The sequence below is a fragment of the Acinetobacter lwoffii genome (assembly GCF_024129355.1).
In the GTDB taxonomy this organism is placed as follows: domain Bacteria; phylum Pseudomonadota; class Gammaproteobacteria; order Pseudomonadales; family Moraxellaceae; genus Acinetobacter; species Acinetobacter lwoffii_I.
This window is the reverse complement of the sequence record NZ_JAMXXP010000030.1, coordinates 14,210-37,210: the sequence shown is the minus strand read 5'-3', so window position 1 is coordinate 37,210 and position 23,001 is coordinate 14,210. Positions and strand designations below refer to the sequence as shown.

The window sequence follows — 23,001 nt, the reverse complement described above, 5'->3', positions numbered from 1 at the left end:
ATGGCGTTTTAAAACATCAGACTGCCTATCAAAGAGATTATTTATTGGTCGAATAATCTCAAAACCTGATTGACTACCAAGACGGTATCTCGGATTGTTCGGCTTAGCCAGATCAGTGAGTTACAAAGTTTAGTGAAGACCCATGCACACATTCGTGCAGTGGGTGCAGGACATTCCTTTAGCCCATTGGCCAAAACAGATGAGGTGTTGCTTAATCTCGATCAGTTCAAAGGTATCGTGGCCTTTGATCAAGAGAAAACCCAATGCACCGTACAGGCCGGTACGCGTTTATATGATTTGGGGAAAGATCTGACACCGATCAATCAGGCTTTAATTAATCAGGGCGATATAGACCAGCAAAGTCTGGCCGGAGCGATTTCGACTGGAACGCATGGCACGGGCATCGATTTACCTTGCATCTCTGCTTTTGTGGAAGGCTTTGAATTACTGACCGCAGATGGAGAGCTGTTGCAATGTCATCGTCAGCAGAATACCGAAATATTTCAGGCTGGACGGGTGGCATTGGGCAGCTTGGGTATATTGACCCAAATCACCCTGCAAAATCGACCACGATATAAATTAAAAGAACAGATTCGGCTGTGTTCATTAAAAGACATATTTACCCATATTGATCAATGGAAGCATCGGCACCGGCATATCGAATTTTGGGCTTTTCTGCATGCCGATCAGGTGATGTTGAAAACCTTGAATGAAACGGAAGACAACATTCAGCCTAGGCAAGAGAGCTGGCCTTCGGAAGATGCTTTGCTGACCTTATGTTCAGAATTAACGCGAAGATTGCCTGCTACGAATCCCTATCTGCAAAAACTGCTGAGCGTATTTGTAAAACCGACTTGCTATGTGGATTGGTCAAATCAAATTTTCCCGACTCCACGCAATACCAAATTTAATGAAATGGAGTATCAGATTCCAGTTGAGCAAGGCTTGCAGTGTCTGGATGAGGTTTTGCATGTTTTACGTAAACATCAGGTGCCGATGTTTTTCCCGATCGAGTTCCGTTATGTCAAAGGCGATGAGATCTGGCTGAGTCCTTTTTATCAGCGAGATTCAGTTTCCATTTCCATCCATCAGTTTTATAAACAGGATTATCACGCGATCTTTGATCTGGTCGAGCCGATTTTACAGAAATATCAGGGACGGCCACATTGGGGCAAGTTGCATAGCATGAGCGCTAACTCGCTACGTGATCTTTATCCGAAATGGGAGGATTTTATGAGAGTGCGTCAGCAACTGGATCCGCAGCAAAAATGGCTGAATCTGTATTTAAAACAATTGTTTTTGGCTGAATAGCAGGAGCGAGTAATGTATTCGAATTATTTTCAGCAACTGACTCAAGACTTACAGCAGCAGGGGACTGGCACACCGCAACTGATTTTAGATTTAAAAACCTATCAACGTAATTTGGACTATGTACAGTCAAAATTGCCTGCGAAGTTAAAACCGCGTTTGGTGGTGAAGTCTCTAGCAAGTCTGCCGATGCTACAACTGGCCAGTGAAAAAATGAATAGCCAGCGTTTTATGGTGTTTCATCTTCCGCATATTGCAGAGATTATTCAGACATTTAAGCAGGCCGATATTTTGCTGGGTAAACCGATGCCGATTCAGGCGGTAAAATCTTTTTATCAAACTTTATCTGATCCAAATAAAGCCAGTGATCAAGCAAGTATCCAATGGCTGATTGATGATGTGGAGCGATTAAAACAATATCTGCAACTCGCGCAAAGCTTGAATATCTGCCTGAACGTAAATATTGAAATTGATGTGGGGCTGCATCGTGGTGGCGTACAAACGCAGCAGCAATTTATAGCGTTAATGGAGCTGATTCAGCACAACGCGGCTTATCTCAAACTTTCGGGTCTAATGGGCTATGATGCACATGTCGCCAAACTGCCAAAAATTTTGAAAAGTCCCGATAAAAGTTATCAGCAATCACAGCAGATGTATCAACAATACAAAACTATTCTTCAGCAGCAATTCCCCAATTTATGGCATGAAGGTCTGTGTTTTAACGGCGGGGGCAGTCCGACCTTTATGCAGCATTGCCAGCAAAGTGTCTGTAATGATCTAGCCTTTGGCTCGATGCTGCTTAAGCCCAGTGATTTTGATCTGGAAAATTTATCCGCTTTAAGCTGTGCTTTATGGATTGCTGCGCCCATTTTAAAAGTGTTGCCTTGTAGCCAGATTCCCGGTTTGGAACTACTAAGTCATCTTCCACATCAATATAAAGCCGTATTTATTTACGGGGGCTATTGGCGAGCAGATTATATTTACCCTGAAAAAAGCCGGCCGCATGTGTTGTATGGTCGCAGCAGTAATCAGGAAATGCTTCAGGTGCCCATGCACTGCGATATTCATGTCGATGATTATGTGTTTTTAAGACCGACACAAAGTGAAGCTATCATCCCGCAATTCGCTCAGCTTCATGTCTACAGCGAGAGAAAATTTATTGAGTGGGATACTTTTCGGGAATAACCACATTCTGAACTGAAAAATGAGCCTAAGCCTTTAACGATCAGGCATAGATTTGACGGTAAATCTTATTTTTATTGGGAAAAGGTTTAATCATGCGGCCAAGCCGTGTAAAATTCGAATCGATTTTATTTATCCACCGTTTTTATCTTTTGAGGCTGTGCCTCGATCATAATCTCGCGGTGATATGCTCCATGGTACGGGGCATCACTCCTTAAGGATTTCTTATGCCAATTATCACTTTGCCAAATGGCGATCAAAAACAGTTTGATCACGCCGTATCTGTGATGGACGTTGCACTTAGCATTGGTCCTGGTCTTGCAAAAAATACAGTTGCTGGTCGTGTCAACGATCGTTTGGTTGATGCGTCTGATCTCATCACTGAAGATGCAACACTACAAATTATCACGCCTAAAGACGAAGCCGGTGTCGAGATCATTCGCCATTCTTGCGCGCATTTGGTCGGTCATGCGGTTAAGCAACTGTTCCCAGAAGCAAAGATGGTCATTGGTCCGGTCATTGAGGAAGGTTTCTACTATGACATCTGGATGCCACGTCCGTTTACCTTAGACGACATGGCAGCGATTGAAGAGCGTATGAAAAAGCTCATCGATCAGGACTATGATGTTGTGAAAAAAATGACGCCGCGTGATGAAGTGATTGCTGAATTCACTGCGCGTGGCGAAGAATACAAATTGCGCCTGATCGCAGACATGCCTGAAGAAACCCAAATGGGCTTGTACTACCATCAGGATTACTTGGATATGTGCCGTGGTCCGCACGTTCCAAACACCAAATTCTTAAAATCGTTCAAGCTGACTAAAATTTCAGGTGCTTACTGGCGCGGTGATGCGAAAAACGAACAGCTACAACGTATTTACGGTACAGCGTGGGCAGACAAGAAGCAGCTTGCGGCTTATGTAAAACGGATTGAAGAAGCAGAAAAACGAGATCACCGTAAAATCGGTAAAGCACTTGATTTGTTCCATATGCAAGAAGAAGCACCGGGTATGGTGTTCTGGCATCCAAATGGCTGGACCATTTATCAAGTGCTTGAACAATACATGCGTAAAGTTCAGCAAGACAATGGCTACGAAGAAATCCGTACCCCGCAAGTTGTCGATTTCACGCTGTGGGAAAAATCAGGACATGCTGCCAACTATGCAGACAACATGTTCACCACGCATTCTGAAAATCGCAACTATGCGGTGAAGCCAATGAACTGTCCTTGTCACGTGCAAGTGTTCAACCAAGGCTTGAAGTCATACCGTGATCTTCCTGTACGTTTGGCAGAGTTTGGTTCATGTCATCGTAACGAACCATCAGGTTCTTTACATGGCATTATGCGTGTGCGTGGCTTTACTCAGGATGACGCGCATATTTTCTGTACCAAAGAACAGATTGGTCCTGAAGTTGCAAACTTTATCAAATTGACACTGGATGTATACAAAGATTTTGGCTTTGAAGAAGTACAAATGAAGTTGTCGACGCGTCCTGAAAAACGTGTGGGTGATGACAAGCTTTGGGATATGGCAGAAAAATCTTTGGCAGATGCTTTAGATGCTGCAGGTCTTGAGTGGGAACTTCAACCAGGCGAAGGCGCATTCTACGGTCCGAAGATTGAATTCTCTCTGAAAGACTGCTTAGGTCGTGTCTGGCAGTGTGGTACCATTCAGTGTGACTTTAACTTGCCAGAACGTCTGGATGCGTCTTATGTCACTGAAGATAATGACCGCGATCAGCCAGTAATGTTACATCGTGCAATTCTTGGCAGCTTCGAGCGTTTTATTGGTATACTGATTGAACACTACGCAGGCTTCATGCCACCTTGGTTGGCACCAATGCAAGCGTGTGTGATGAACATTACCGATTCTCAAGCTGAGGCATGTGAGTCAGTCGTCGCAAAACTTAAAGAAAACGGTATCCGTGCAATTTCTGACTTGAGAAATGAGAAAATCGGCTTTAAGATTCGTGAACGTACATTAGAGCGTATTCCTTACTTACTGGTACTTGGGGACCGTGAAGTAGAGGAAGGTACCGTAAACGTGCGTACCCGCTCAGGAACAAATTTGGGTACTATGTCAATCGATGCTTTCGTTGACCTAGTAAAAGCAGCCGTAGCCGAACGCGGCCGGTACATTGTGGAGTAACAGCGATTAAACAGCCTGACCGTAATCAACAGGGCGGTAACAAATCAAACCGTCCTGCCTTGAATGATGAAATTCGTGCGAAAGAAGTCCGTCTTGTAGACGAAAATGGTGAGCAAAAAGGGATTGTAAGCTTAGCTGACGCCCTACGCGCAGCAGAAAGTGTTGAACTTGATCTTGTTGAGATCGTAGCAAACGCTGAACCACCAGTATGTAAGATCATGGACTTCAACAAGCATTTGTTTGATCTTAAGCAAAAGCAGAAAGAAGCGAAGAAAAAACAACATCAAGTCCAGGTGAAAGAAATCAAGCTACGCCCGGGTACTGATGTTGGTGATTACAACGTAAAACTACGTGCAATCATCAAGTTCCTTGAAGAAGGTAACAAGGTGAAAATCACGCTTCGTTTCCGTGGTCGTGAAATGGCGCACCAACAGTTGGGTCTAGCTCAATTGCAAAAAATTGAAGCTGACGTGGCTGAATTCGGTACTGTTGAGCAGATGCCGAAAATGGAAGGCCGTCAAATGGGTATGCTACTTGGTCCTAAAAAGAAAAAGTAAGCACTCATTAAGCGAAAAAAGCCCTGCATATGCAGGGCTTTTTTTATGCTCTAAAATTCCACGCATTGTACATAGCTTGAATAATTTCCCTGGCTTGCTGGCGGGAAAACATCGATAGTTGGATCCGGAAAAACCCGAGGCAAATTTGATTCATCAGACCGGACTGATGCAATTTAAAATCCAAAGTGCCATCGCGTTGACTAATCACATGCGCTGGCATGTTATAGAGCCAGCGTTTGAGATGTGCTTTGAGAGAAGCATAGCGTGGATTCAGAAAGCTATACTGTACCGAATGTCGTTTTAAGCACAGGCTGATGCGGAAACCGGCCAAAGTATAATAAATAGCGTGTGAGGTTATTTTGAGTTTGGTTCCCAGCATAAACAGCGAAAGACCAAGAAAGCCGCCAATATAAATATAAAAGTCAGGAGACTCCTGCCATAAAAATAATAGTCCTTGGAAAAAACTGGAATTGCTACGCACACTGCTGAAATAAAAAATGCTGAATATTCCGATCGGATAACAAAACAGCAAATATCCCGTAGTGCGCATGATCGGGCTAGCTTGATGAAACAGGATGTTTTCTGGCGCAGTCATGGTTTATTTTTATGATCAGAAAGCGTATTGCCTCCATGAGCTTAGGTAATCTGTAGCCAAAAAGAAAGGCCCTTGCGGGCCTTCCTTTGCGTACTTAATCAAGCTTATTCCACTGATTTTTCATCGTTTGCAATAAGCAGTTTATTGCCAATCGGGATTTGACGCGGCAATTTTTCTTCTGGAATAATGCGTTGCAAGTCGATGATCAATAAACCATTTTCATAATCTGCCTGCTGGACCTCAATATATTCATCCAGACGTAAAGACAATTTAAATGCACGTCGTGCAATGCCTTTGTGCAGGAATTCAATACTGTCATTGTTTTGATTTTCAGGCTTGCCTAAAATGGTCAGCAACTTATTTTCCAGACGAATGTCGAGTTCTTCCTGACGAAAACCCGCAGTTGCCACCACGATGCGGTAATTATTCTCACCATGCTTTTCGATATTATACGGTGGATAATTCGGTGCATCGCTTTGCATGGCATAGTCAATAAAGTCATTCAGACGATCGAAACCGATGCTACGACGAAATAATGGATGAAGATTTAAGTTACTCATGATTAGAACCTTCTCACTTAAGCAAAGTTATAAAAACAAGAAAATAAGATCTGTCATGTGAGACATCGACAGGGCATAAGATTGACGCAATCCTTATGCAGAAATAAATATGTGTTTGGGGCTGAAATTTTCAAGATCAAAAATAAAAAATTATATAAATTTTTAATAAGATTTTGATATTTATTGAAAAATAATTTTTAAATGCAGGCTTGTTGTTTCTTTCTAAATCCTCTATGTTGAGTACATCATCGCACAGCAAAGGTGCAGGGAGTATTAAAAAAAATGATCGATTTATATTATTGGGGCACCCCCAACGGCCATAAAATTAGTATTGCTCTAGAAGAAATGAGGCTGGAATATCAAATTATTCCCATCAATATTCTGGAAAATGACCAGTTTCAGTCCGATTTTCTGGCTATTTCTCCCAATAATAAAATCCCGGCAATTGTTGATCAGGATGGGCCAAATGGCCGCGCCATTTCAATTTTTGAGTCAGGTGCGATTTTGCAATATCTGGGTCGAAAAACAGGTCTGTTTTATCCAGATGATGAAGTGAAGCGTATTCAGGTTGAACAGTGGCTGATGTGGCAGATGGGCGGTCTGGGACCAATGCTCGGACAAAATCATCACTTTAGCCGTTTTGCACCTGAGCGGATTGCTTATGCCACAGATCGTTATGTCAATGAAAGCAAACGTTTGTATGGCGTGTTGAATAAACAACTGGTCGGGCAAAATTATGTTGCCGGCGAATATTCGATTGCAGATATGGCGATATTTCCGTGGTTATTACGGCATGACTGGCAGCAGATTAATCTGGAAGATTATCCTGAAGTTTCCAAATATATTGATCGCTTGAATGCTCGTCCTGCGGTTCAGAAAGCGCTGGCGATACAGGTCAGTTAAGCTGCAGCCTTTATGCTAAAATAGCCTTAAGCAAATAAAGCCACCCTTACGGTGGTTTTTTATTGGATGGATATATGAACGATTTTCTTCTGAACTTTACCAAGATTGTTGAAAGTAATACCCGAATTTACTGGAGCATTCTTTTCGGCATTGCTGCATGTTTAGTGCTGTATGTTGCTGAAATTGTGCATATCGATCAGGTGATTGCTGCCCTAAATACCAAAGATCAGCAGATTCTCCGTGCTGCAATTGCACCGCTCAATGAGCAGTATAAGTGGGCGCGGATCATGGCGATGGTGACGGCAGTCGTTTGGTCCAGTTGGGAATACAGTAAAGCCAAGAAAAAAATGGGCTTGAGCCATTAATGCTGTAATGAGCCTATTTTTACTGTTTCTGTCGGCCTTTGGTGCAGCGACCTTACTACCTTTACAGTCTGAAGCGGTTTTGCTGGGGCTTTTAGTGCAGAACAAGCAGCATGCAGTGCTGTTAATTGCCGTGGCCAGTCTGGGCAATATTCTGGGGTCTTGTGTGAACTGGTATCTGGGTCTCAAGATTGAACATTATAAAAATAAAAAGTGGTTCCCGGTTTCAGCAGATAAGATGCTCAAGGCGCAAAAGACCTATCAGAAATATGGTTACTGGTCTTTACTGCTGAGCTGGGTGCCTATCATTGGTGATCCGATTACCCTGATTGCGGGACTATTAAAAGAAAACCTCGTCCGTTTTCTGCTGATGGTCAGCATCGCTAAAATTGGACGTTATCTGTTTGTCTATGCGGCCTTTGCCATGTTCTAAACTTGAAAATAATTTTCCTGATTCAGTCTTGGATATTTTTTCAGACTGAAATCCTAAAATCATTCTTTAAATTCGCTTATTGGGTGAAGATGCTTTTGTTTTAAACAAAGATGCTTTAGAATACTCGCTCCCTTACCTGCAGGTCGTTTTGTAATGGTGCAAACGAGCCGAACAGGTGTTCAAAAGAGGTTGTTATGCCTAAGATGAAAACTCGCCGTGGTGCAGCTAAACGCTTTAAAGCGACTGCTAACGGTTTTAAGCGTAAACAAGCGTTCAAACGCCACATTTTGACCAAAAAATCTGCTAAGCGTATTCGTCAATTGCGCGGCTGTGTAATGGTTCACGTAAGTGACGTTGCTTCAGTTCGTCGTATGTGCCCGTACATCTAAGGAGATTATAAATGGCTCGTGTAAAACGTGGTGTACAGGCTCATCGCCGTCACAAAAAAATTCTTGCTCGCGCTAAAGGTTACTATGGTGCTCGTTCACGCGTTTACCGCGTAGCGTTCCAGGCGGTAATCAAAGCTGGTCAATATGCTTACCGTGACCGTCGTCAGAAGAAACGTCAATTCCGCGCTTTGTGGATTGCACGTATCAATGCTGGTGCTCGTCAAAATGGTTTGTCGTACAGCCGTATGATCGCTGGCTTGAAAAAAGCTCAAGTGATTATCGACCGTCGCGTACTTGCTGACATCGCTATGCATGACGCAGTTGCGTTTGCTGCTTTAGCTTCTAAAGCTAAAGATGCATTGGCTGCATAAGTCTTTATGACTTGAAAAAAGACCGCCATTTGGTGGTCTTTTTTTTATGCTTAAATAAAAGTAATCATTTTAAATATTATTTAAAAATCAGTATTGTAAATCTTATATTTTTTAGTCATTGTGAAATTGAATAATTAAAAATAAGGCTTAAAAATAATGATTCGACTTGCCACTCAACAGGATGTCCTGCCGATTGCCCAAGTGCACGTACAAAGCTGGCGTGAAAGCTATAAAAACATCATCAAACCAGAAATTCTCGATGAGTTGAGTGTAGAACAAAGAGCCACTTTGTGGCGTTCTGTGCTTGAACAGGAAAATCGACGGGTATTTGTCTATGAAGAAGATGCTCAGGTGCTCGGATTTGCTGCTTTCAATTTTCCGGTAGATGCGCCAACCAGTGAATTGAGAGCACTTTATTTGCTTCAAAATATTCAAGGTCGCGGCATTGGACGTGATTTGGTTCAATTGGGTTTAGGCTTAAGTCGAGAAAAATCCTACCAGCATATGCAATGCAGCGTATTGAACCTGAATTCCAGTCGTTATTTTTATGAAAAGACCGGCGCCTATTTTGTCAGTGAAGGAGATGCCAGTGATCTGGGCGAAAATCTTAAAGACTTATATTATCAATGGAATCTCTAACTTTTAATCCATCCGGATCATGGAAAATAATTTAGTGCTCGAGCTAACATCAGTGACAAAAATATAGGGCAGGGTGAAATCCAGTTATGTGATCGATGGTAATTATACGCGTAGCATTCCGGTCAAATGGGCGGAGATTGATACCGTGATCTGGCTAGATTTATCCTTTTATCTCAATATCTCCACCGGTCAATTAAGAGAGCATTTCCGGGCGATCAGCAAATGACAGCTTCGGCTCATTCAAATAATGCTGAAATTTTAAGACAGATACTCAGTCGTGATTCCATCATCTGATGGATGATGAAAACCATCACAAAATCGTCAGCATTATTTCAAGTTGATGCCTGCTCATGAATATCAAAATATCCATTGAATTCTGCCCGTGATGTTCAAGCTTTTCTGGCAAAATGTTAAAGGCCGAAATAGTAGCCAATCAGACAGATAATCACAGTGATCACAATTAAGGTCAGCACATTTGCAGATGAACTGGATTTGCCTGGGTCCTGAGGTTTTTCTGCTTTAGAAATTTTTGGTGAGCGGTCTTCGGTACTCATACCGACAAATGGGTCAGGTGCAACTTTTGGTGTTAGCTGTGCAGTTTTATAGTGATTGGCGACTTTGCTGATGAATTTAGCACTTAAATCATCAATTTTTTGCGAAAAATGTCGCAGGTTAAGTTGCTGCTCCGGGCTGAGTACTTCGCCATCTGCACGATAGGGATGCTGGATTTTCGTTTGAATAAAGTCATTTAAGGCGTCTAGGCGGTACAAAGTCTGGTGAGCATAATCCGCTGAATAGTCAGTGGGAATTAAGGCCAAATGACTTTCGCTATCGGCTTGAATGGCAGGCATGGTGCCGTAATAAGGCAAATTGGTATATGCAGGTTCGGTAAAATCTTGGGCAAGGCTACTTTCAAACAGTTCATGATCGGTATAGGCCTGAATATCATCCCAGTTTGGGGCTTCCAGATCGACATCAATGCGCTTGGCCAGTTTAGGATTTAGCTCATAACACCAGAATGTTTCATGGCGTAAAGGGGATTGCTGTGATTTAGGTGCTTCGTAATCATTGTCTGCGCTGTACCATTCAGGCAGTTCCTTGCCGATGATCCAGGCAGTTTTGGTTTTAGCACCATGACTGACAATAAAATGCGCCAGTGGTAATAGCTCGATATTGGCATTCGGATTTTTTTCATCAACCAGTAAATCAGAGCGATGCAAGCTGAGGCGACGCACGCCTTGTTTTTTCAGGCCTTCCAGCCAGATCTGGAAATGCTGGGCCAGCAGGTGTTGTGACATCAGATCCCGAAAGGCAAACTGATGCTGATTAAAAATGGAATGTTGAATCCAACGATTGAAACTCAGGTCCTGAGTCAAATACTCATTGCCGTAAGTGACAAGGGTTAGTTGCTGTTTCCAAATTTGATCGAGTGCCATAGTGATTTGATCTGATTGATATTGTGTTTATCTTATACTTTTTATATTTAATCGTGCCAATCTAATTTTCCTTAAAACGCATCTTCATCAAAGTGTCTAAAAACTGTTAGAATGTGGGGTTTTTAAAATATTTTTTAACCTGTTGCTTTGAGAGTTACTATGTCACTGGAAGCCCTGACCACTGAAGCGCTCGCTGCGATTGCAGCAGCTCAAGACCTTGCTGCACTTGATCAAGTACGAGTGCAATTTACGGGGAAAAAAAGCCAGCTCGCGGAACAATCTAAGTCGCTTGGTAAAATGGATCCTGAAGAGCGTAAAGTCTTCGGCGCACAAATCCATGCTGTACGTGAAACCATTACCGCTGCATTGACATCACGTCAGGCAGAACTGCATAAAGCTGCCTTAGAACAAAAACTGGCAAGCGAAACCATTGATATTACTTTACCAGGTCGTGGTCAGCAGGTGGGCAGTATCCATCCAGTGACCCAGGTGCAAGAGCGTATTTGCCAGTTCTTTACCAAGGCAGGTTTTACGGTTGCAACAGGTCCTGAAGTTGAAGATGATTATCACAACTTTGAAGCACTGAACATTCCAGGTCATCACCCGGCGCGTGCCATGCACGATACTTTCTATTTTGATGTGAACCATTTGCTGCGTACGCATACGTCTGGTGTGCAGATTCGTACCATGGAAACTCAGCAGCCACCAATCCAGATCGTGTGTCCGGGCCGTGTTTACCGTTGTGATTCGGATCAAACCCACTCACCGATGTTTCATCAGATCGAAGGTTTATACGTGGCTGAAAATACCAGCTTCGCGGAACTGAAAGGTTTGCTGATTAACCTGCTGAACGAATTCTTCGAAAAAGATTTGAAAGTACGTTTCCGTCCATCTTATTTCCCGTTCACCGAGCCGAGTGCGGAAGTGGATATTATGGATGAACGCGGTCGCTGGTTAGAAGTATTGGGCTGCGGTATGGTGCATCCGAATGTGCTGCAAGCTGCTGGCATTGATCCTGAAAAATACAAAGGCTTTGCTTTTGGTCTGGGTGTTGAACGTTTTGCAATGCTTCGTTATGGCGTGAATGACTTACGTATGTTCTTCCAAAACGATGTGCGTTTCTTACGCCAGTTTGCTTAAAACTTTTTAATAATCCTCTCCTAACCTCTCCTTTTAAAAAGGAGAGGGACTCCGCGAAATAGATGGAGTCCTCCCCCTTTGGAAAATGGGGGGCAGAGGGGGATTCTAGAGATTTGAATTACAGGTTTTATATCAATGAAAATTAGCGAAAATTGGCTACGCACATGGGTCAACCCAGCCATCGATAGCGAAAAACTTTCTGATCAATTGACCATGTTGGGTCTGGAAGTCGATGACTTATCTCCTGCAGCTAAATCCTTTACTGGTGTAGTGGTGGGGGAAGTCCTGACAGTAGAACAGCATCCGGATGCTGACCGTTTACGTGTGACCACTGTCAATATCGGTTCTGGTGAGCCTCTACAAATTGTATGTGGTGCGCCAAACGTACGTGCCGGCATGAAAGCGCCAGTTGCGATCATTGGTGCAGTACTTCCAGGCGATTTCAAAATCAAGAAAGGCAAGCTACGTGGTATCGAGTCACAAGGCATGCTGTGCGGCGCTTCAGAAATCGATTTAGAAGATAAAATTGATGGTTTGTTAGAGCTTCCAGCGGATGCACCAGTAGGTATGAACATTCGTGAATATCTAGACCTTGATGACAACGTGATTGACATCAGCATTACACCGAACCGTGGGGACTGCTTCAGTATTCGCGGGATCGCACGTGAAATTGGTGTGATTAACCAATTGCCAGTAACTGCCCCTGAAATTAAAGAAGTAGCTGCGACTATTAGCGAAGAAAAGAAAGTCGTTGTATCGACTGAAGGCTGCCCACGCTATTTGGGTCGTGTCATCAAGAACGTCAATACCAAGGCTGTGACTCCTGTATGGATGGAGCGTGCATTGGCACGTTCAGGTATTCGTCAGCACAGCATTCTGGTCGATATTACCAACTATGTATTAATCGAGCTTGGTCAACCGCTACACGCATTTGATGGCGGTAAAGTTCAAGGTGCGGTACATGTACGTCAAGCGACGGAAGCTGAAAAGTTAGTTTTGCTCAATGAACAAGAAGTTGAACTCAACGAAAAAGTGATGGTGATTGCAGATGATGAGAAAGCATTGGCCATTGCCGGTATTATGGGCGGCTTGTCTTCAGCAGTCAGCGATACAACCACTGAAATTTTCCTGGAATCTGCATTCTTCGCGCCACTGCATATTGCCGGTCGTGCGCGTAGCTTTGGCTTGCATACCGATGCTTCTCAGCGTTATGAACGTGGTGTCGATTTTGAATTGCCATTAATCGCTATGCACCGCGCATCACAATTGATTGCGGAACTTGCCGGCGGTGAGTTCGGGCCAATTACAGTTGCCGAAAATGCAGCATTATTGCCAACACGCGACGCAATTGAGTTGAATCAAGCACAAGTCGATCAACTGCTGGGTTATAGTGTTGACTCAGCGTTCATTACTGATGCTTTAAGCCGTTTAGGTTGTGAAGTTACAGTAAAAGCAGAAGGCGAGTGGTCAGTGGTACCGCCATCACATCGTTATGATATGGTGATTTACCAAGATTTGATCGAAGAAGTGGCGCGTATTCACGGTTATGACAATATTCAAATCAGCCTGCCTGTGATTGATGTGAAGCTGGCGAAATACCAAGATCAGTTTGAATTGGGCCAACTCCGTCAAACCGCGGTAACTTTAGGTTACCAAGAAGCGATCAGCTTTAGCTTCGCAGACCTAAAGCTTGAAAAGCAACTTAATTCCAGTGTGAATCCATTAGTATTAGCCAATCCAATTTCAAGTGATTTGGCAGTGATGCGTTCAACCTTGCTATCTAGCCTTATTCCTTGTGTTCAGTACAATGTCAACCGCCAGCAAAGCCGTGTACGTTTCTTTGAGCTCGGTCTGCGTTTTGACTATCAAGAAGCCAGCAGCATCCATGATTTAAAACAGATTCCAACTTTTGCATTGATTGCGACTGGTTCACGTCATGCTGAATCTTGGCATGTGAAACCCGCTGCAATGGACTTCTTTGACTTTAAGGGTGATGTAGAAGAAATTTTGGCTGCTGGTCGTGTCAAAGTAGAATATGTGCGTTCAGAGCGTAGCTGGTTGCATCCAGGACAATCCGCAGAAATTCTCGTGAATGGTCAATCAATTGGTTACTTGGGGCGTTTACATCCCTCACTTGAAGACGAACTTGATCTAGCAACCACATGGGTAGCAGAATTGGATCAAGCGGCTGTTTTGCAAACTTATGTATCTAATTTTACAGAATTATCACGTTTTCCATCGGTTCGACGTGATATTGCGCTTTTAATTAGTGATAAGATTAATGTTAGCGAAATTCAGGGACTTATCGAAAAAACAGGCGGAGAGCTTTTAGACTCAACTTGGTTGTTCGATGTGTACACTGGACAAGGAGTAGAAGAAGGGAAACGCTCACTGGCATTTGCACTTCTCTGGCAGCATCCAAGCCGTACACTGGAAGATGCTGAAATTAAATCAGGTATGGATAATATCCTTCAAGTGTTAGAAAACACTTACCAAGCGACATTGAGGGCTTCATGACAGCACTAACTAAAGCAGAAATGGCTGATCATTTAAGTGAGCTCACGAGTTTAAACCGTCGTGAAGCAAAACAAATGGTTGAGTTGTTCTTCGATGAGATTAGCCAGGCGCTCATCTCAGGCGAGCAAGTAAAACTTTCGGGTTTTGGTAATTTCGAGTTGCGTGATAAGCGTCAACGTCCGGGCCGTAACCCGAAAACGGGTGAAGAGATTCCGATTTCTGCACGCCGTGTGGTCACCTTCCGTGCCGGACAGAAGTTCCGTCAACGTGTGGGAAATGAGCAGGTCAACTGATCTGCTTTTTTAAAAACTGGGATCAATATTGTTAAGTTCCAGTTTTTAAAATAAAAAAAGAGAGCCAAAGGCTCTCTTTTTTTTGTACTGAATAATCTAAAAGATTATTGAGCAGCAGCTTCAGAAGCAGCAGTAGCGTCAGCAGCAGCGTCAACAGCAACAGCAGCAGCAGCGTCAGCTTCAGCAACAGCAGCAGTTTCAGAAGCAGCAACTTCAGAAGTAGCTTCTACAGCAGCAGCATCAGCAGCAGCTTCAGCTTCAGATGCAGCTTCTACAGCTTCAGATGCAGCTTGGTTAGCGTCAGCAGCAGCGTCGTCAGCTTTTTTAGCACAACCAACGAAAGCTAGAGTAGTAGCAACTGCAGCAGCAATAGCGATTTTTTTGAATAACATGGCATCACTCTCTAAAAATTGAGATTAAAAAAAACCAAAGTTAGTCTGTTAAGTGCTTTTATTGTTCCTAATTGTGTTAGGGACTAACAACGCAGGAGCAGTCTAACTGGTCTGCAAATATGCTATCACTGCGCATTTTTAATTGCTACTGGCAATGATCAAAAAAGTACGGAAAAACGATAAAAAATAAGAAGTTTTTAACAGAAAATAACAATGGAATGAAAGATTTAGATTGGAGAAAGGCTTATTAAATACTTAAAAGTTATACAATTTTTAATCTGAATATTTTATTAATCAAAAACTTAAAAATAAGTTTACATAAATCAGGCTTCATTGTTTCATTCTGTAATTTATGTCAACCTAAAAAAGGCCACCGTTTAGATGACCTTTCATTTAAAATTTTAATTTGAAGCTTTGCGTTTCATCTGATCAAAGAAATCATCATTGGTCTTGGTTTCTTTCATACGATCCAGTAAGAATTCCATTGCCGCCAATTCGTCTTGAGTATGCAGCAGCTTACGCAGAATCCAGACTTTACGCAGATTGTCTTCTGACATCAGGCGTTCTTCACGACGAGTACCAGATTTCTTGATGTTCATTGCAGGGAACACGCGTTTTTCAGCAATACGACGATCAAGGGTAATTTCCTGGTTACCTGTACCTTTGAATTCTTCGTAAATCACTTCATCCATTTTACTACCGGTTTCAATCAGGGCAGTAGAAATGATGGTCAGTGAACCGCCTTCTTCGATATTACGTGCAGCACCGAAGAAACGTTTAGGGCGTTCTAAGGCATGTGCATCCACACCACCAGTCAGTACTTTGCCTGATGAAGGAATCACAGTGTTATAAGCACGTGCCAGACGGGTAATCGAGTCAAGCAAAATCACCACATCTTTCTTATGTTCAACCAGACGTTTTGCTTTTTCAATCACCATTTCAGCGACTTGAACGTGACGTGCAGGAGATTCATCAAAGGTAGAAGCCACGACTTCACCACGAACCGTACGCTCCATCTCAGTCACTTCTTCTGGACGCTCATCAATTAGGAGAACGATCAGAATAACTTCAGGATTATTGCGAACGATGGACTGTGCAATGCTTTGCAGCAGCATGGTTTTACCCGCTTTCGGCGGAGCCACAATAATTGAACGCTGGCCTTTACCAATCGGTGCAACTAAGTCGATCACACGGGTGGTTAAATCTTCAGTGGTGCCATTGCCCAACTCCATCACCAACTGTTCAGTCGGGAATAATGGCGTCAAGTTTTCAAACAGAATCTTGTTACGTGAATTTTCAGGTGTGTCGTAGTTAATTTGATTGACTTTAAGTAAAGCAAAATAACGTTCGCCTTCTTTCGGCGGGCGAATGGTGCCAGTAATGGTGTCGCCAGTACGGAGGTTAAAACGACGAATTTGAGAAGGGCTGACATAAATATCGTCAGGACCTGCTAAATAAGAACCTGCGGCTGAGCGTAAAAAGCCAAAACCATCTGACAAAATTTCTAGAACGCCATCACCAAAAATCTCTTCGCCATTCATTGCATGACGTTTTAAGATGGCAAAAATAATGTCTTGCTTACGGTTACGAGCCATACCTTCGAGGCCCATAAACTCGGCAATCTTGATGAGTTCGCCAATCGGTTTTTTCTTGAGTTCGGTTAAATTCATAGGTGGTCAGATAGAATCAAAGTTCTGAGGTACAGGTTAGAAAGGGAGTAACATTCGGCCGCATACCAGCATTCAAACGAAAGCAATTGAATTTGCAAAAGAACAATTCAGAGATCTGTTTGAGTGTTTCAAAGAAAAATGTGGAAAACAATTTCTATTGCCGAGCGGCATCTTATGTAATGTGTCTTGTAAGAAATTGACAGGATTTAGGATCCTTTATCTCTTGAGTAGCGAATATAAGAGAAAATGCCAGGTTTGTCAATTTATAGCCGAAAAAAATACGCGAGCATGAGTCGCGTATTTTTTACTAAAAATGCTGTGCTTAGATATTGTCATCAATAAATGCAGTCAGTTTAGATTTTGGTGCAGCACCGACTTGAGTCGCAACAACTTCACCATTTTTGAACATCAACAAAGCCGGGATGTTACGGATGTTGAAATTCACAGCAGTTTGTTCGCAAGAAGTTACGTCAACTTTCACGATTTTAACTTTGCCTTGGTATTCATCAGCAAGCACTTCAAGTACAGGTGCAATTGCTTTACATGGTGCACACCAGCCTGCCCAAAAGTCCACCAGTACAGGAACGTCTGATTGAAGAACGTCTGCTTCGAAGTTTGCGTCAGTAGTGTTTACGATGTTGCCAGACATGGAATGTGCTCCAGATTAATATTTTAAAGATAACTAATTATTAGTATTACATAGCCATCTTTAACAATGTAGGGGAATCTGTAAATTTTCAATGCTTAATGTTATTTTGTCTAATGGATGATCACGATAGTGATGATCGTGTCTCACTATTATTCCCGATACAAAAAGAATAAGGCATTAAATTGTCGCCACAAATGGCTTTTAAATTGCATGCATGTGAATTACTCTAAGCACAATTCGTTAAAGGTTTATTTCTGGAATGTCTGACTTTTTGATTGATGAAGAATTACTTGCCGCCATCGATATGGGATCAAACAGCTTTCATTTGGCCATCGCCCGTGTAGATCATGGCGAAGTGAAGAAAGTGGCATCAATGTCAGAAAAAGTTCAGCTTGCCGCAGGACTAGATGAAAATAAGAATTTAACCGAAGCCGCCCAGCAACGCGGTTTGGCCTGTCTGGCCCGTTTTGTCGGACGTTTAGGCGCAGTTCAGCCAAACCGCTTGCGGATCGTGGCGACAAATGCTTTGCGTCAAGCCAAAAACGGCCATGAATTTATCCAGAAAGCTGCAGAAATTTTACCGAAACCGATCGAAATTATCGCCGGTCGTGAAGAAGCCCGTCTGATTTATCTGGGTGTATCGCATACCATGGCCAACAGCGGTCGTCGTCTGGTAGTTGATATCGGTGGCGGTTCAACTGAGCTGATTATCGGTGAAGAATTCGAGCCGATTCATACCGAATCGGTACAAATGGGCTGTGTAGCGTTTACCAAGGCCTATTTTCAGGATGGCGAAATCAGTGCCAAAGCCTTTGATAAAGCAGTTACTGCGGCACGTAAAGAAATTTCGGGAATTGCCAATACTTATAAAGAAGCCGGTTGGGATGCTGTCGTTGGCTCGAGTGGCACCATTAAAGCCTGCCGCCAGATTTGCGTCAATATGGGCTGGAGCAATGATCGCGAACAGTTGACGCGTGAAGGCCTGGAAAAGCTCAAAGATAAACTGCTTAAATATAAATATGTCTCGGACATGGAGTTCGAAGGTCTGAAAGATGATCGTCGTGCCGTCTTACCTGCTGGTATTGCCATTCTCTATGCTGTATTTGATGTGCTCGGAATTAATCATCTGGTTTATTCGGATGGTGCGCTGCGTGAAGGCGTGATGTATGACTTGCTGGGCCGTTTCAAGCATGAAGATATCCGTGATCGTTCCGTACATGCCCTGATTGGTCGTTATAATGCCGATGCCAAACAGGCCGAGCGTGTGGTCCAGACTGCACAAAAACTGTTTAATGACGTGGCCAGTGAACTCGGGTTGAGTGTTGAAGATAGTGACCTGTTACGTCGTGCCGCCTATCTGCATGAGATTGGTTTGGCCATCAGTCACAGTGGCTATCATCGTCATGGCGCGTATTTATTACAACATTCGGATATTGCCGGTTTCTCGCAGGTTGATCAAAATCATTTGTCACATTTGGTCGCGCACCATCGGCGTAAATTGCGCGCTGATGCCAAGATTGATGTGATGAAAGTCGGTGGATCTAAACTTTTATGGTTATGTTTGCTGCTTCGTCTGTCGGTTTTGGTCAATCACAGTCGTAGCGATGAGATGCTTCCTGCCATTGAACTCAAGGTTGAAAATGCGCAACAATGGCAACTCAGCGTGTCTGGTGATGCCAAGCAATGGCCATTGCTGGTCGCTGAACTGCACGATGAACAGCAGCAATTTAAAAATTGGGAGATTGAACTCTCGATTCAATCCGAACAGTTTGTTAATTAATACCTTTATAGGGATGAAAACGGTTAACCTATGAAAAATAAAGCAACTCCATCAAAAGCATGGGCGACAGTGCAGATTGCACGTCATCCAGAACGTCCACAATTCCTGGACTATGTGGGTGAAATATTCACTGAATTTGATGCTTTACATGGTGACCGCCTATATGGTGATGATGGCGCGATGATCGGTGGTCTGGCTCGTTTTGATGGTCAACCGGTGATGATCGTCGGTCAGCATCGTGGTCGTAGTACCCGTGAAAAATTACAGCATAATTTCGGCATGAGTAACCCGGAAGGTTATCGTAAGGCACAGCGTCTGCTAGACATGGCAGAGCGTTTCAATCTTCCAGTATTCACCTTTATTGATACTATGGGTGCTTATCCGGGTGTCGGTGCAGAAGAACGTGGTCAGGCTGAAGCGATTGCCACCAGTCTGGCTCAGCTTTCTAACTTGAAAGTACCTGTGATTGCAACTGTACTGGGTGAAGGCGGTTCAGGGGGTGCGCTGGGTATTGGGGTGGCAGACCGTGTGGTGATGCTCTCTCACAGTATTTATTCGGTGATTTCACCGGAAGGCTGTGCCTCAATTCTCTGGAAAACCGCTGAAAAAGCTGAACAGGCCAGTGAAGCCTTGGCTCTGACTGCAGAAAAATTGCAGAAAATGGGTATTGTAGAATATGTGGTGGATGAAGGTGAGGGTGCTCATTTAAATCCGGATCAGGTCATGAACAGCTTGAAAGCAGTGCTGAAAGAAGCTTTGAATGAACTGCAACCAATGGAAGCGCAAGCACGATGCGAAGCACGTTACCAACGTTTAATGAAGTTTGGCAGCGACAATTTAGGTCTGGTTTCTTAAAACAGCTGCAGGACTTTCCTGCAGAGACAAAATTTCTCATCGGATGCAGTGGCGGCGTAGATTCTATGCTGTTGCTGCATCTGATGTTTTTTTTATGCCCGGAAAAAGTTCGGGCGATTTATATCGATCATCAGTTACAAGCACTCAGCGCAGATTGGGGCAAGTTCGTTGCACATCAATGTCAGCAACTGAATATTCCCTGCATCATCCAGCCAGTTCATGTCGCTAGTGGCAATCTGGAACAGCAAGCGCGCAATTCACGTTATCAGGCTTATCTGCAACATTTGCAAGCGGATGAAATATTGGTGCTGGCACATCATCAGCAGGATCAGGCGGAAACCTTGATGCTGCGTCTATTATCGGGTGCTGGTATAGATGGTTTAGCAGCCATGAAACAAATCGATGTACGTGAAAATCTCACGATTTGGCGACCATTGCTGGATATTTCCCGTGAGCAGATTTGCCAATGGGCATCAGAGCTGAATGTTCAGAATATTGAAGATCCAACCAATGATGATACTCATTATGACCGGGCCTGGGCACGCCAGACCCTGTGGCCGGTATTAAGCGAACGTTATCCTAAAATGCAAACTGCCTTGGTGCGAACCAGTGAGTTAATGCAGGATGCTCAAAACATTTTAAAAGAAGTGCTGCAACAGGATTTAGCATCTTGTGGGACTGAAATGCAGCTCGATCTTGGTAAATTTCTACAGCTTTCAAAATCACGACAACGTCAATTACTCTCTGCCTGGATGAAAGGTAAACAACAGTATCGTCCATCCTTAGATATGGTAAAGCGTTTGCAATGCGAAGTGATTTATGCCAAGCAAAATGCTCAGGCAGCATTGCATTGGCAAGGCTTTTATTATGTACGCTATCAGCAGCAATTATATCGTTTGACCGCAGAGATCTATTTAGCCGAGCAGCAACAGGTTCAAACTAGTCCGGAAAGTATAAAATTCGCTTTAAAAGACTGTGTGCAGGTTTTGTCAGGGAAATTTATCATCGCGCCTGCACAGTTCGGTTTATCTCCTGCATTATTGCAGCAAGCTTTGCATTTACAGCAGCGGCAGGGTGGCGAAAAAATTCATTTATATGGCCGTGTCGGTACCTGGCCGCTGAAAAAAGCTATTCAGGAAGCGCAAATATTTCCCTGGGCTCGGCATACTATTCAAATATTAAGCACAGATAATGTTATGCTAGGCGTGTTTACCCCTAAAGGATTTTGGTTGGCCCAATCTGCATATTGTGAAGCAGGCGGATGGCTGCCGATTTCGGTTTCTTCAACTTTAGAACTCAACGACGAGCATTGAACATGAGTGCAGCTTTAAATTGTAATATCTGTTTTATTGGTGGCGGTAATATGGCCCAAGCCTTAATTGGCGGTCTGATTTCACGTGGTTTGCCAGCAACACGTATTACAGTTTCTGATCCGGTCGAAAAAGTCCGTGCTTTATTGGCGGAAAAAGAAATTAATGTGACCGGGGATAATAGCGCTGCAATTCAGGATGCAGATATTGTCGTACTGGCGGTAAAACCTCAGGTTTTGGCTCAAGTGCTGCAACCCTTAAAAGGTCTGGTCAATAATAAGCTGATTATTTCCATTGTTGCTGGTGCAGAAATTGCCACATTGTCAGCATTATTGGGGACTGAGCGCATTGTACGAGTTATGCCGAACACGCCAGCACTGGTACAGACTGGGGCACATGGTTTATATGCCAATGCATTTGTGGAAACGAGTGACCGTGAGCTGGCCAGTCAGGTTCTGGCATCGACCGGACTGACCATTTGGGTCGACTCAGAAGCACAAATTGATGCAGTCACTGCAGTCTCGGGTTCGGGTCCGGCTTACTTTTTCTATATGATGGAAAGTATGATTCGTGCGGGTAAAAATTTAGGTCTGGATGAAAAAGTTGCAACTGCACTCACCTTGCAGACCGCTTTAGGCGCGGCGCAAATGGCAATTACTAGCTCGAATACGCCAGCTGAGTTACGTAAAAATGTGACTTCTCCAAATGGGACTACACAGGCCGCACTTGAAGTCTTTGATCGCGCCCAGATTTCTCAAAATATTCAAGCGGCACTTGCCGCTGCACAAAAACGCAGTCAAGAACTGGCACAAGAGCTCAGTGAAAGCAGCAAATCTTCAGTTTAATTTTTAGGAACGTTCAAGTATGGGTGCAAATTCTGCGCTAATTTTTGGCATTATCATTAACGTCGCGATTTTGCTCGTATTCTTCCGATTTTTAATGCAACTGGCAGCGGTCAGTCCTTACAATCCTGTGGTTCTTTCTACCGTGAAAGCCACTAAAATTGTAGATGTATTTGGTCGAATTTTCCCAACCTTGGCCAAAGGCCGAGTCAGTACTGCTGCTTTGGCATTATTGGTCGTGCTCTATCTGCTTAAAATTTTTGGCATGATGTATCTGTCAGGGGGGACGCCGAATGGGCCTGTCCATCTGATTATTTTGACTTTTGTCACCATGATGCAGGATTTGATCCGTTTCTGTCGTTATTTGATTTTCGCTACCATTATTTTAAGCTGGGTGGTGATGTTTACCCAGTCTCGTTCGCCTTATATTGAAGTCGTGCAAGAGCTGGCTGAGCCTTTACTGGCACCTTTCCGCCGGATTATGCCAAATATGGGCATGATTGACCTTTCTCCAATCTTCGCCATTTTGACTTTAATTATTATCGAAATGATTATGAACCAGGTGGCGATTGTACTGCTTACTGGTCTTTAATTGGATCCAAATAAAAAGGACGCTGAGGCGTCCTTTTTATTTGCTCCTCCCTTTAGAAAAGGGAAGTTGGGAGGGA

The 23,001-nt window shown here is 43.5% G+C and carries 25 protein-coding genes; 19 read left to right on the top strand and 6 right to left on the bottom strand.

Annotated features, from left to right (window positions below):
* Positions 1–93 precede the first annotated feature (93 nt).
* From NI468_RS12740 to infC, 4 genes are all read left to right on the top strand, one after another.
* Positions 94–1,311 (top strand): D-arabinono-1,4-lactone oxidase, encoded by a 1,218-nt coding sequence (locus tag NI468_RS12740; protein ID WP_420909034.1) that lies wholly within the window; start codon positions 94–96, stop codon positions 1,309–1,311.
* Positions 1,312–1,323: 12 nt separating this feature from the next.
* Positions 1,324–2,493: an alanine racemase gene (locus NI468_RS12735; protein ID WP_253102175.1), complete on the top strand. Its 1,170-nt coding sequence runs from the start codon at positions 1,324–1,326 to the stop codon at positions 2,491–2,493.
* A gap of 224 nt (positions 2,494–2,717) precedes the next feature.
* Positions 2,718–4,640, top strand: coding sequence for a threonine--tRNA ligase (gene thrS / locus NI468_RS12730; protein ID WP_005107823.1), 1,923 nt, complete (start codon positions 2,718–2,720; stop codon positions 4,638–4,640).
* A 5-nt stretch (positions 4,641–4,645) separates the two neighbouring features.
* Positions 4,646–5,197 carry a translation initiation factor IF-3 gene (gene infC, locus NI468_RS12725; RefSeq protein WP_071850398.1) on the top strand — a complete coding sequence of 184 codons (552 nt, stop codon included), beginning with the start codon at positions 4,646–4,648 and terminating at the stop codon, positions 5,195–5,197.
* Between the two features lie 43 nt (positions 5,198–5,240).
* On the opposite strand, the gene NI468_RS12720 is transcribed toward infC, so the two are convergent.
* Together NI468_RS12720 and NI468_RS12715 are read right to left on the bottom strand one after the other, a co-directional pair.
* Entirely contained in the window at positions 5,241–5,792 is a 552-nt protein-coding gene (locus tag NI468_RS12720) for a hypothetical protein (RefSeq protein WP_153566419.1), read from the bottom strand.
* A gap of 104 nt (positions 5,793–5,896) precedes the next feature.
* Positions 5,897–6,352 carry an Hsp20 family protein gene (locus tag NI468_RS12715; RefSeq protein ID WP_004647520.1) on the bottom strand — a complete coding sequence of 152 codons (456 nt, stop codon included), beginning with the start codon at positions 6,350–6,352 and terminating at the stop codon, positions 5,897–5,899.
* Positions 6,353–6,634: 282 nt separating this feature from the next.
* On the opposite strand from NI468_RS12715, the gene NI468_RS12710 reads away from it, so the two are divergent.
* The 7 genes from NI468_RS12710 to NI468_RS12680 all read left to right on the top strand — a co-directional run bounded on the left by NI468_RS12710 (position 6,635) and on the right by NI468_RS12680 (position 9,675).
* Entirely contained in the window at positions 6,635–7,255 is a 621-nt protein-coding gene (locus NI468_RS12710; RefSeq protein ID WP_004647522.1) for a glutathione S-transferase family protein, read from the top strand.
* Positions 7,256–7,329: 74 nt separating this feature from the next.
* Positions 7,330–7,620, top strand: coding sequence for a hypothetical protein (locus NI468_RS12705; RefSeq protein ID WP_004732951.1), 291 nt, complete (start codon positions 7,330–7,332; stop codon positions 7,618–7,620).
* A gap of 7 nt (positions 7,621–7,627) precedes the next feature.
* Positions 7,628–8,050: a YqaA family protein gene (locus NI468_RS12700; RefSeq protein ID WP_004732949.1), complete on the top strand. Its 423-nt coding sequence runs from the start codon at positions 7,628–7,630 to the stop codon at positions 8,048–8,050.
* A 194-nt stretch (positions 8,051–8,244) separates the two neighbouring features.
* Positions 8,245–8,439, top strand: coding sequence for a 50S ribosomal protein L35 (gene rpmI / locus NI468_RS12695; RefSeq protein WP_004278281.1), 195 nt, complete (start codon positions 8,245–8,247; stop codon positions 8,437–8,439).
* A gap of 11 nt (positions 8,440–8,450) precedes the next feature.
* Positions 8,451–8,810 (top strand): 50S ribosomal protein L20, encoded by a 360-nt coding sequence (gene rplT / locus NI468_RS12690; RefSeq protein ID WP_004647525.1) that lies wholly within the window; start codon positions 8,451–8,453, stop codon positions 8,808–8,810.
* A 156-nt stretch (positions 8,811–8,966) separates the two neighbouring features.
* A complete protein-coding gene (locus tag NI468_RS12685) occupies positions 8,967–9,449 on the top strand; it encodes a GNAT family N-acetyltransferase (protein ID WP_138743244.1) in 483 nt (160 codons plus the stop codon).
* 88 nt (positions 9,450–9,537) lie between these two features.
* Complete coding sequence (locus tag NI468_RS12680; RefSeq protein WP_253102173.1) at positions 9,538–9,675, top strand: hypothetical protein; 138 nt, start codon at positions 9,538–9,540, stop codon at positions 9,673–9,675.
* Between the two features lie 184 nt (positions 9,676–9,859).
* Here NI468_RS12680 and NI468_RS12675 read toward each other — a convergent pair whose 3' ends face one another.
* Positions 9,860–10,885 (bottom strand): hypothetical protein, encoded by a 1,026-nt coding sequence (locus NI468_RS12675; RefSeq protein ID WP_071852244.1) that lies wholly within the window; start codon positions 10,883–10,885, stop codon positions 9,860–9,862.
* Between the two features lie 159 nt (positions 10,886–11,044).
* Here NI468_RS12675 and pheS point away from each other — a divergent pair, with 159 nt between their 5' ends.
* From pheS to NI468_RS12660, 3 genes are all read left to right on the top strand, one after another.
* The gene (pheS, locus tag NI468_RS12670) at positions 11,045–12,025 is read left to right on the top strand and encodes a phenylalanine--tRNA ligase subunit alpha (protein ID WP_004278272.1); all 981 of its coding nucleotides are present in this window, start codon (positions 11,045–11,047) and stop codon (positions 12,023–12,025) included.
* A gap of 135 nt (positions 12,026–12,160) precedes the next feature.
* Entirely contained in the window at positions 12,161–14,542 is a 2,382-nt protein-coding gene (pheT, locus tag NI468_RS12665; protein ID WP_253102171.1) for a phenylalanine--tRNA ligase subunit beta, read from the top strand.
* Positions 14,539–14,835, top strand: coding sequence for an integration host factor subunit alpha (locus NI468_RS12660; RefSeq protein WP_004278269.1), 297 nt, complete (start codon positions 14,539–14,541; stop codon positions 14,833–14,835). Before pheT ends, NI468_RS12660 begins: the two co-directional genes overlap by 4 nt.
* Positions 14,836–14,939: 104 nt before the next feature.
* On the opposite strand, the gene NI468_RS12655 is transcribed toward NI468_RS12660, so the two are convergent.
* The 3 genes from NI468_RS12655 to trxA all read right to left on the bottom strand — a co-directional run bounded on the left by NI468_RS12655 (position 14,940) and on the right by trxA (position 17,546).
* Positions 14,940–15,227 (bottom strand): hypothetical protein, encoded by a 288-nt coding sequence (locus tag NI468_RS12655; protein WP_004647530.1) that lies wholly within the window; start codon positions 15,225–15,227, stop codon positions 14,940–14,942.
* A 401-nt stretch (positions 15,228–15,628) separates the two neighbouring features.
* Positions 15,629–16,897, bottom strand: a complete 1,269-nt coding sequence (rho, locus tag NI468_RS12650; RefSeq protein WP_004278267.1) for a transcription termination factor Rho — start codon at positions 16,895–16,897, stop codon at positions 15,629–15,631.
* A 322-nt stretch (positions 16,898–17,219) separates the two neighbouring features.
* Positions 17,220–17,546, bottom strand: a complete 327-nt coding sequence (trxA, locus tag NI468_RS12645) for a thioredoxin (RefSeq protein ID WP_004278266.1) — start codon at positions 17,544–17,546, stop codon at positions 17,220–17,222.
* A 259-nt stretch (positions 17,547–17,805) separates the two neighbouring features.
* Here trxA and ppx point away from each other — a divergent pair, with 259 nt between their 5' ends.
* From ppx to NI468_RS12620, 5 genes are read left to right on the top strand one after another with little or no spacing between them, the layout of a single operon-like run.
* Complete coding sequence (gene ppx / locus NI468_RS12640; protein ID WP_253102169.1) at positions 17,806–19,326, top strand: exopolyphosphatase; 1,521 nt, start codon at positions 17,806–17,808, stop codon at positions 19,324–19,326.
* 30 nt (positions 19,327–19,356) lie between these two features.
* The gene (locus tag NI468_RS12635) at positions 19,357–20,181 is read left to right on the top strand and encodes an acetyl-CoA carboxylase carboxyltransferase subunit alpha (RefSeq protein ID WP_004278263.1); all 825 of its coding nucleotides are present in this window, start codon (positions 19,357–19,359) and stop codon (positions 20,179–20,181) included.
* Entirely contained in the window at positions 20,118–21,494 is a 1,377-nt protein-coding gene (gene tilS, locus NI468_RS12630) for a tRNA lysidine(34) synthetase TilS (protein ID WP_253102168.1), read from the top strand. Before NI468_RS12635 ends, tilS begins: the two co-directional genes overlap by 64 nt.
* 2 nt (positions 21,495–21,496) lie before the next feature.
* Positions 21,497–22,336, top strand: coding sequence for a pyrroline-5-carboxylate reductase (gene proC / locus NI468_RS12625; RefSeq protein ID WP_004647533.1), 840 nt, complete (start codon positions 21,497–21,499; stop codon positions 22,334–22,336).
* A gap of 19 nt (positions 22,337–22,355) precedes the next feature.
* Entirely contained in the window at positions 22,356–22,925 is a 570-nt protein-coding gene (locus tag NI468_RS12620; protein WP_213687642.1) for a YggT family protein, read from the top strand.
* Positions 22,926–23,001: the final 76 nt, after the last annotated feature.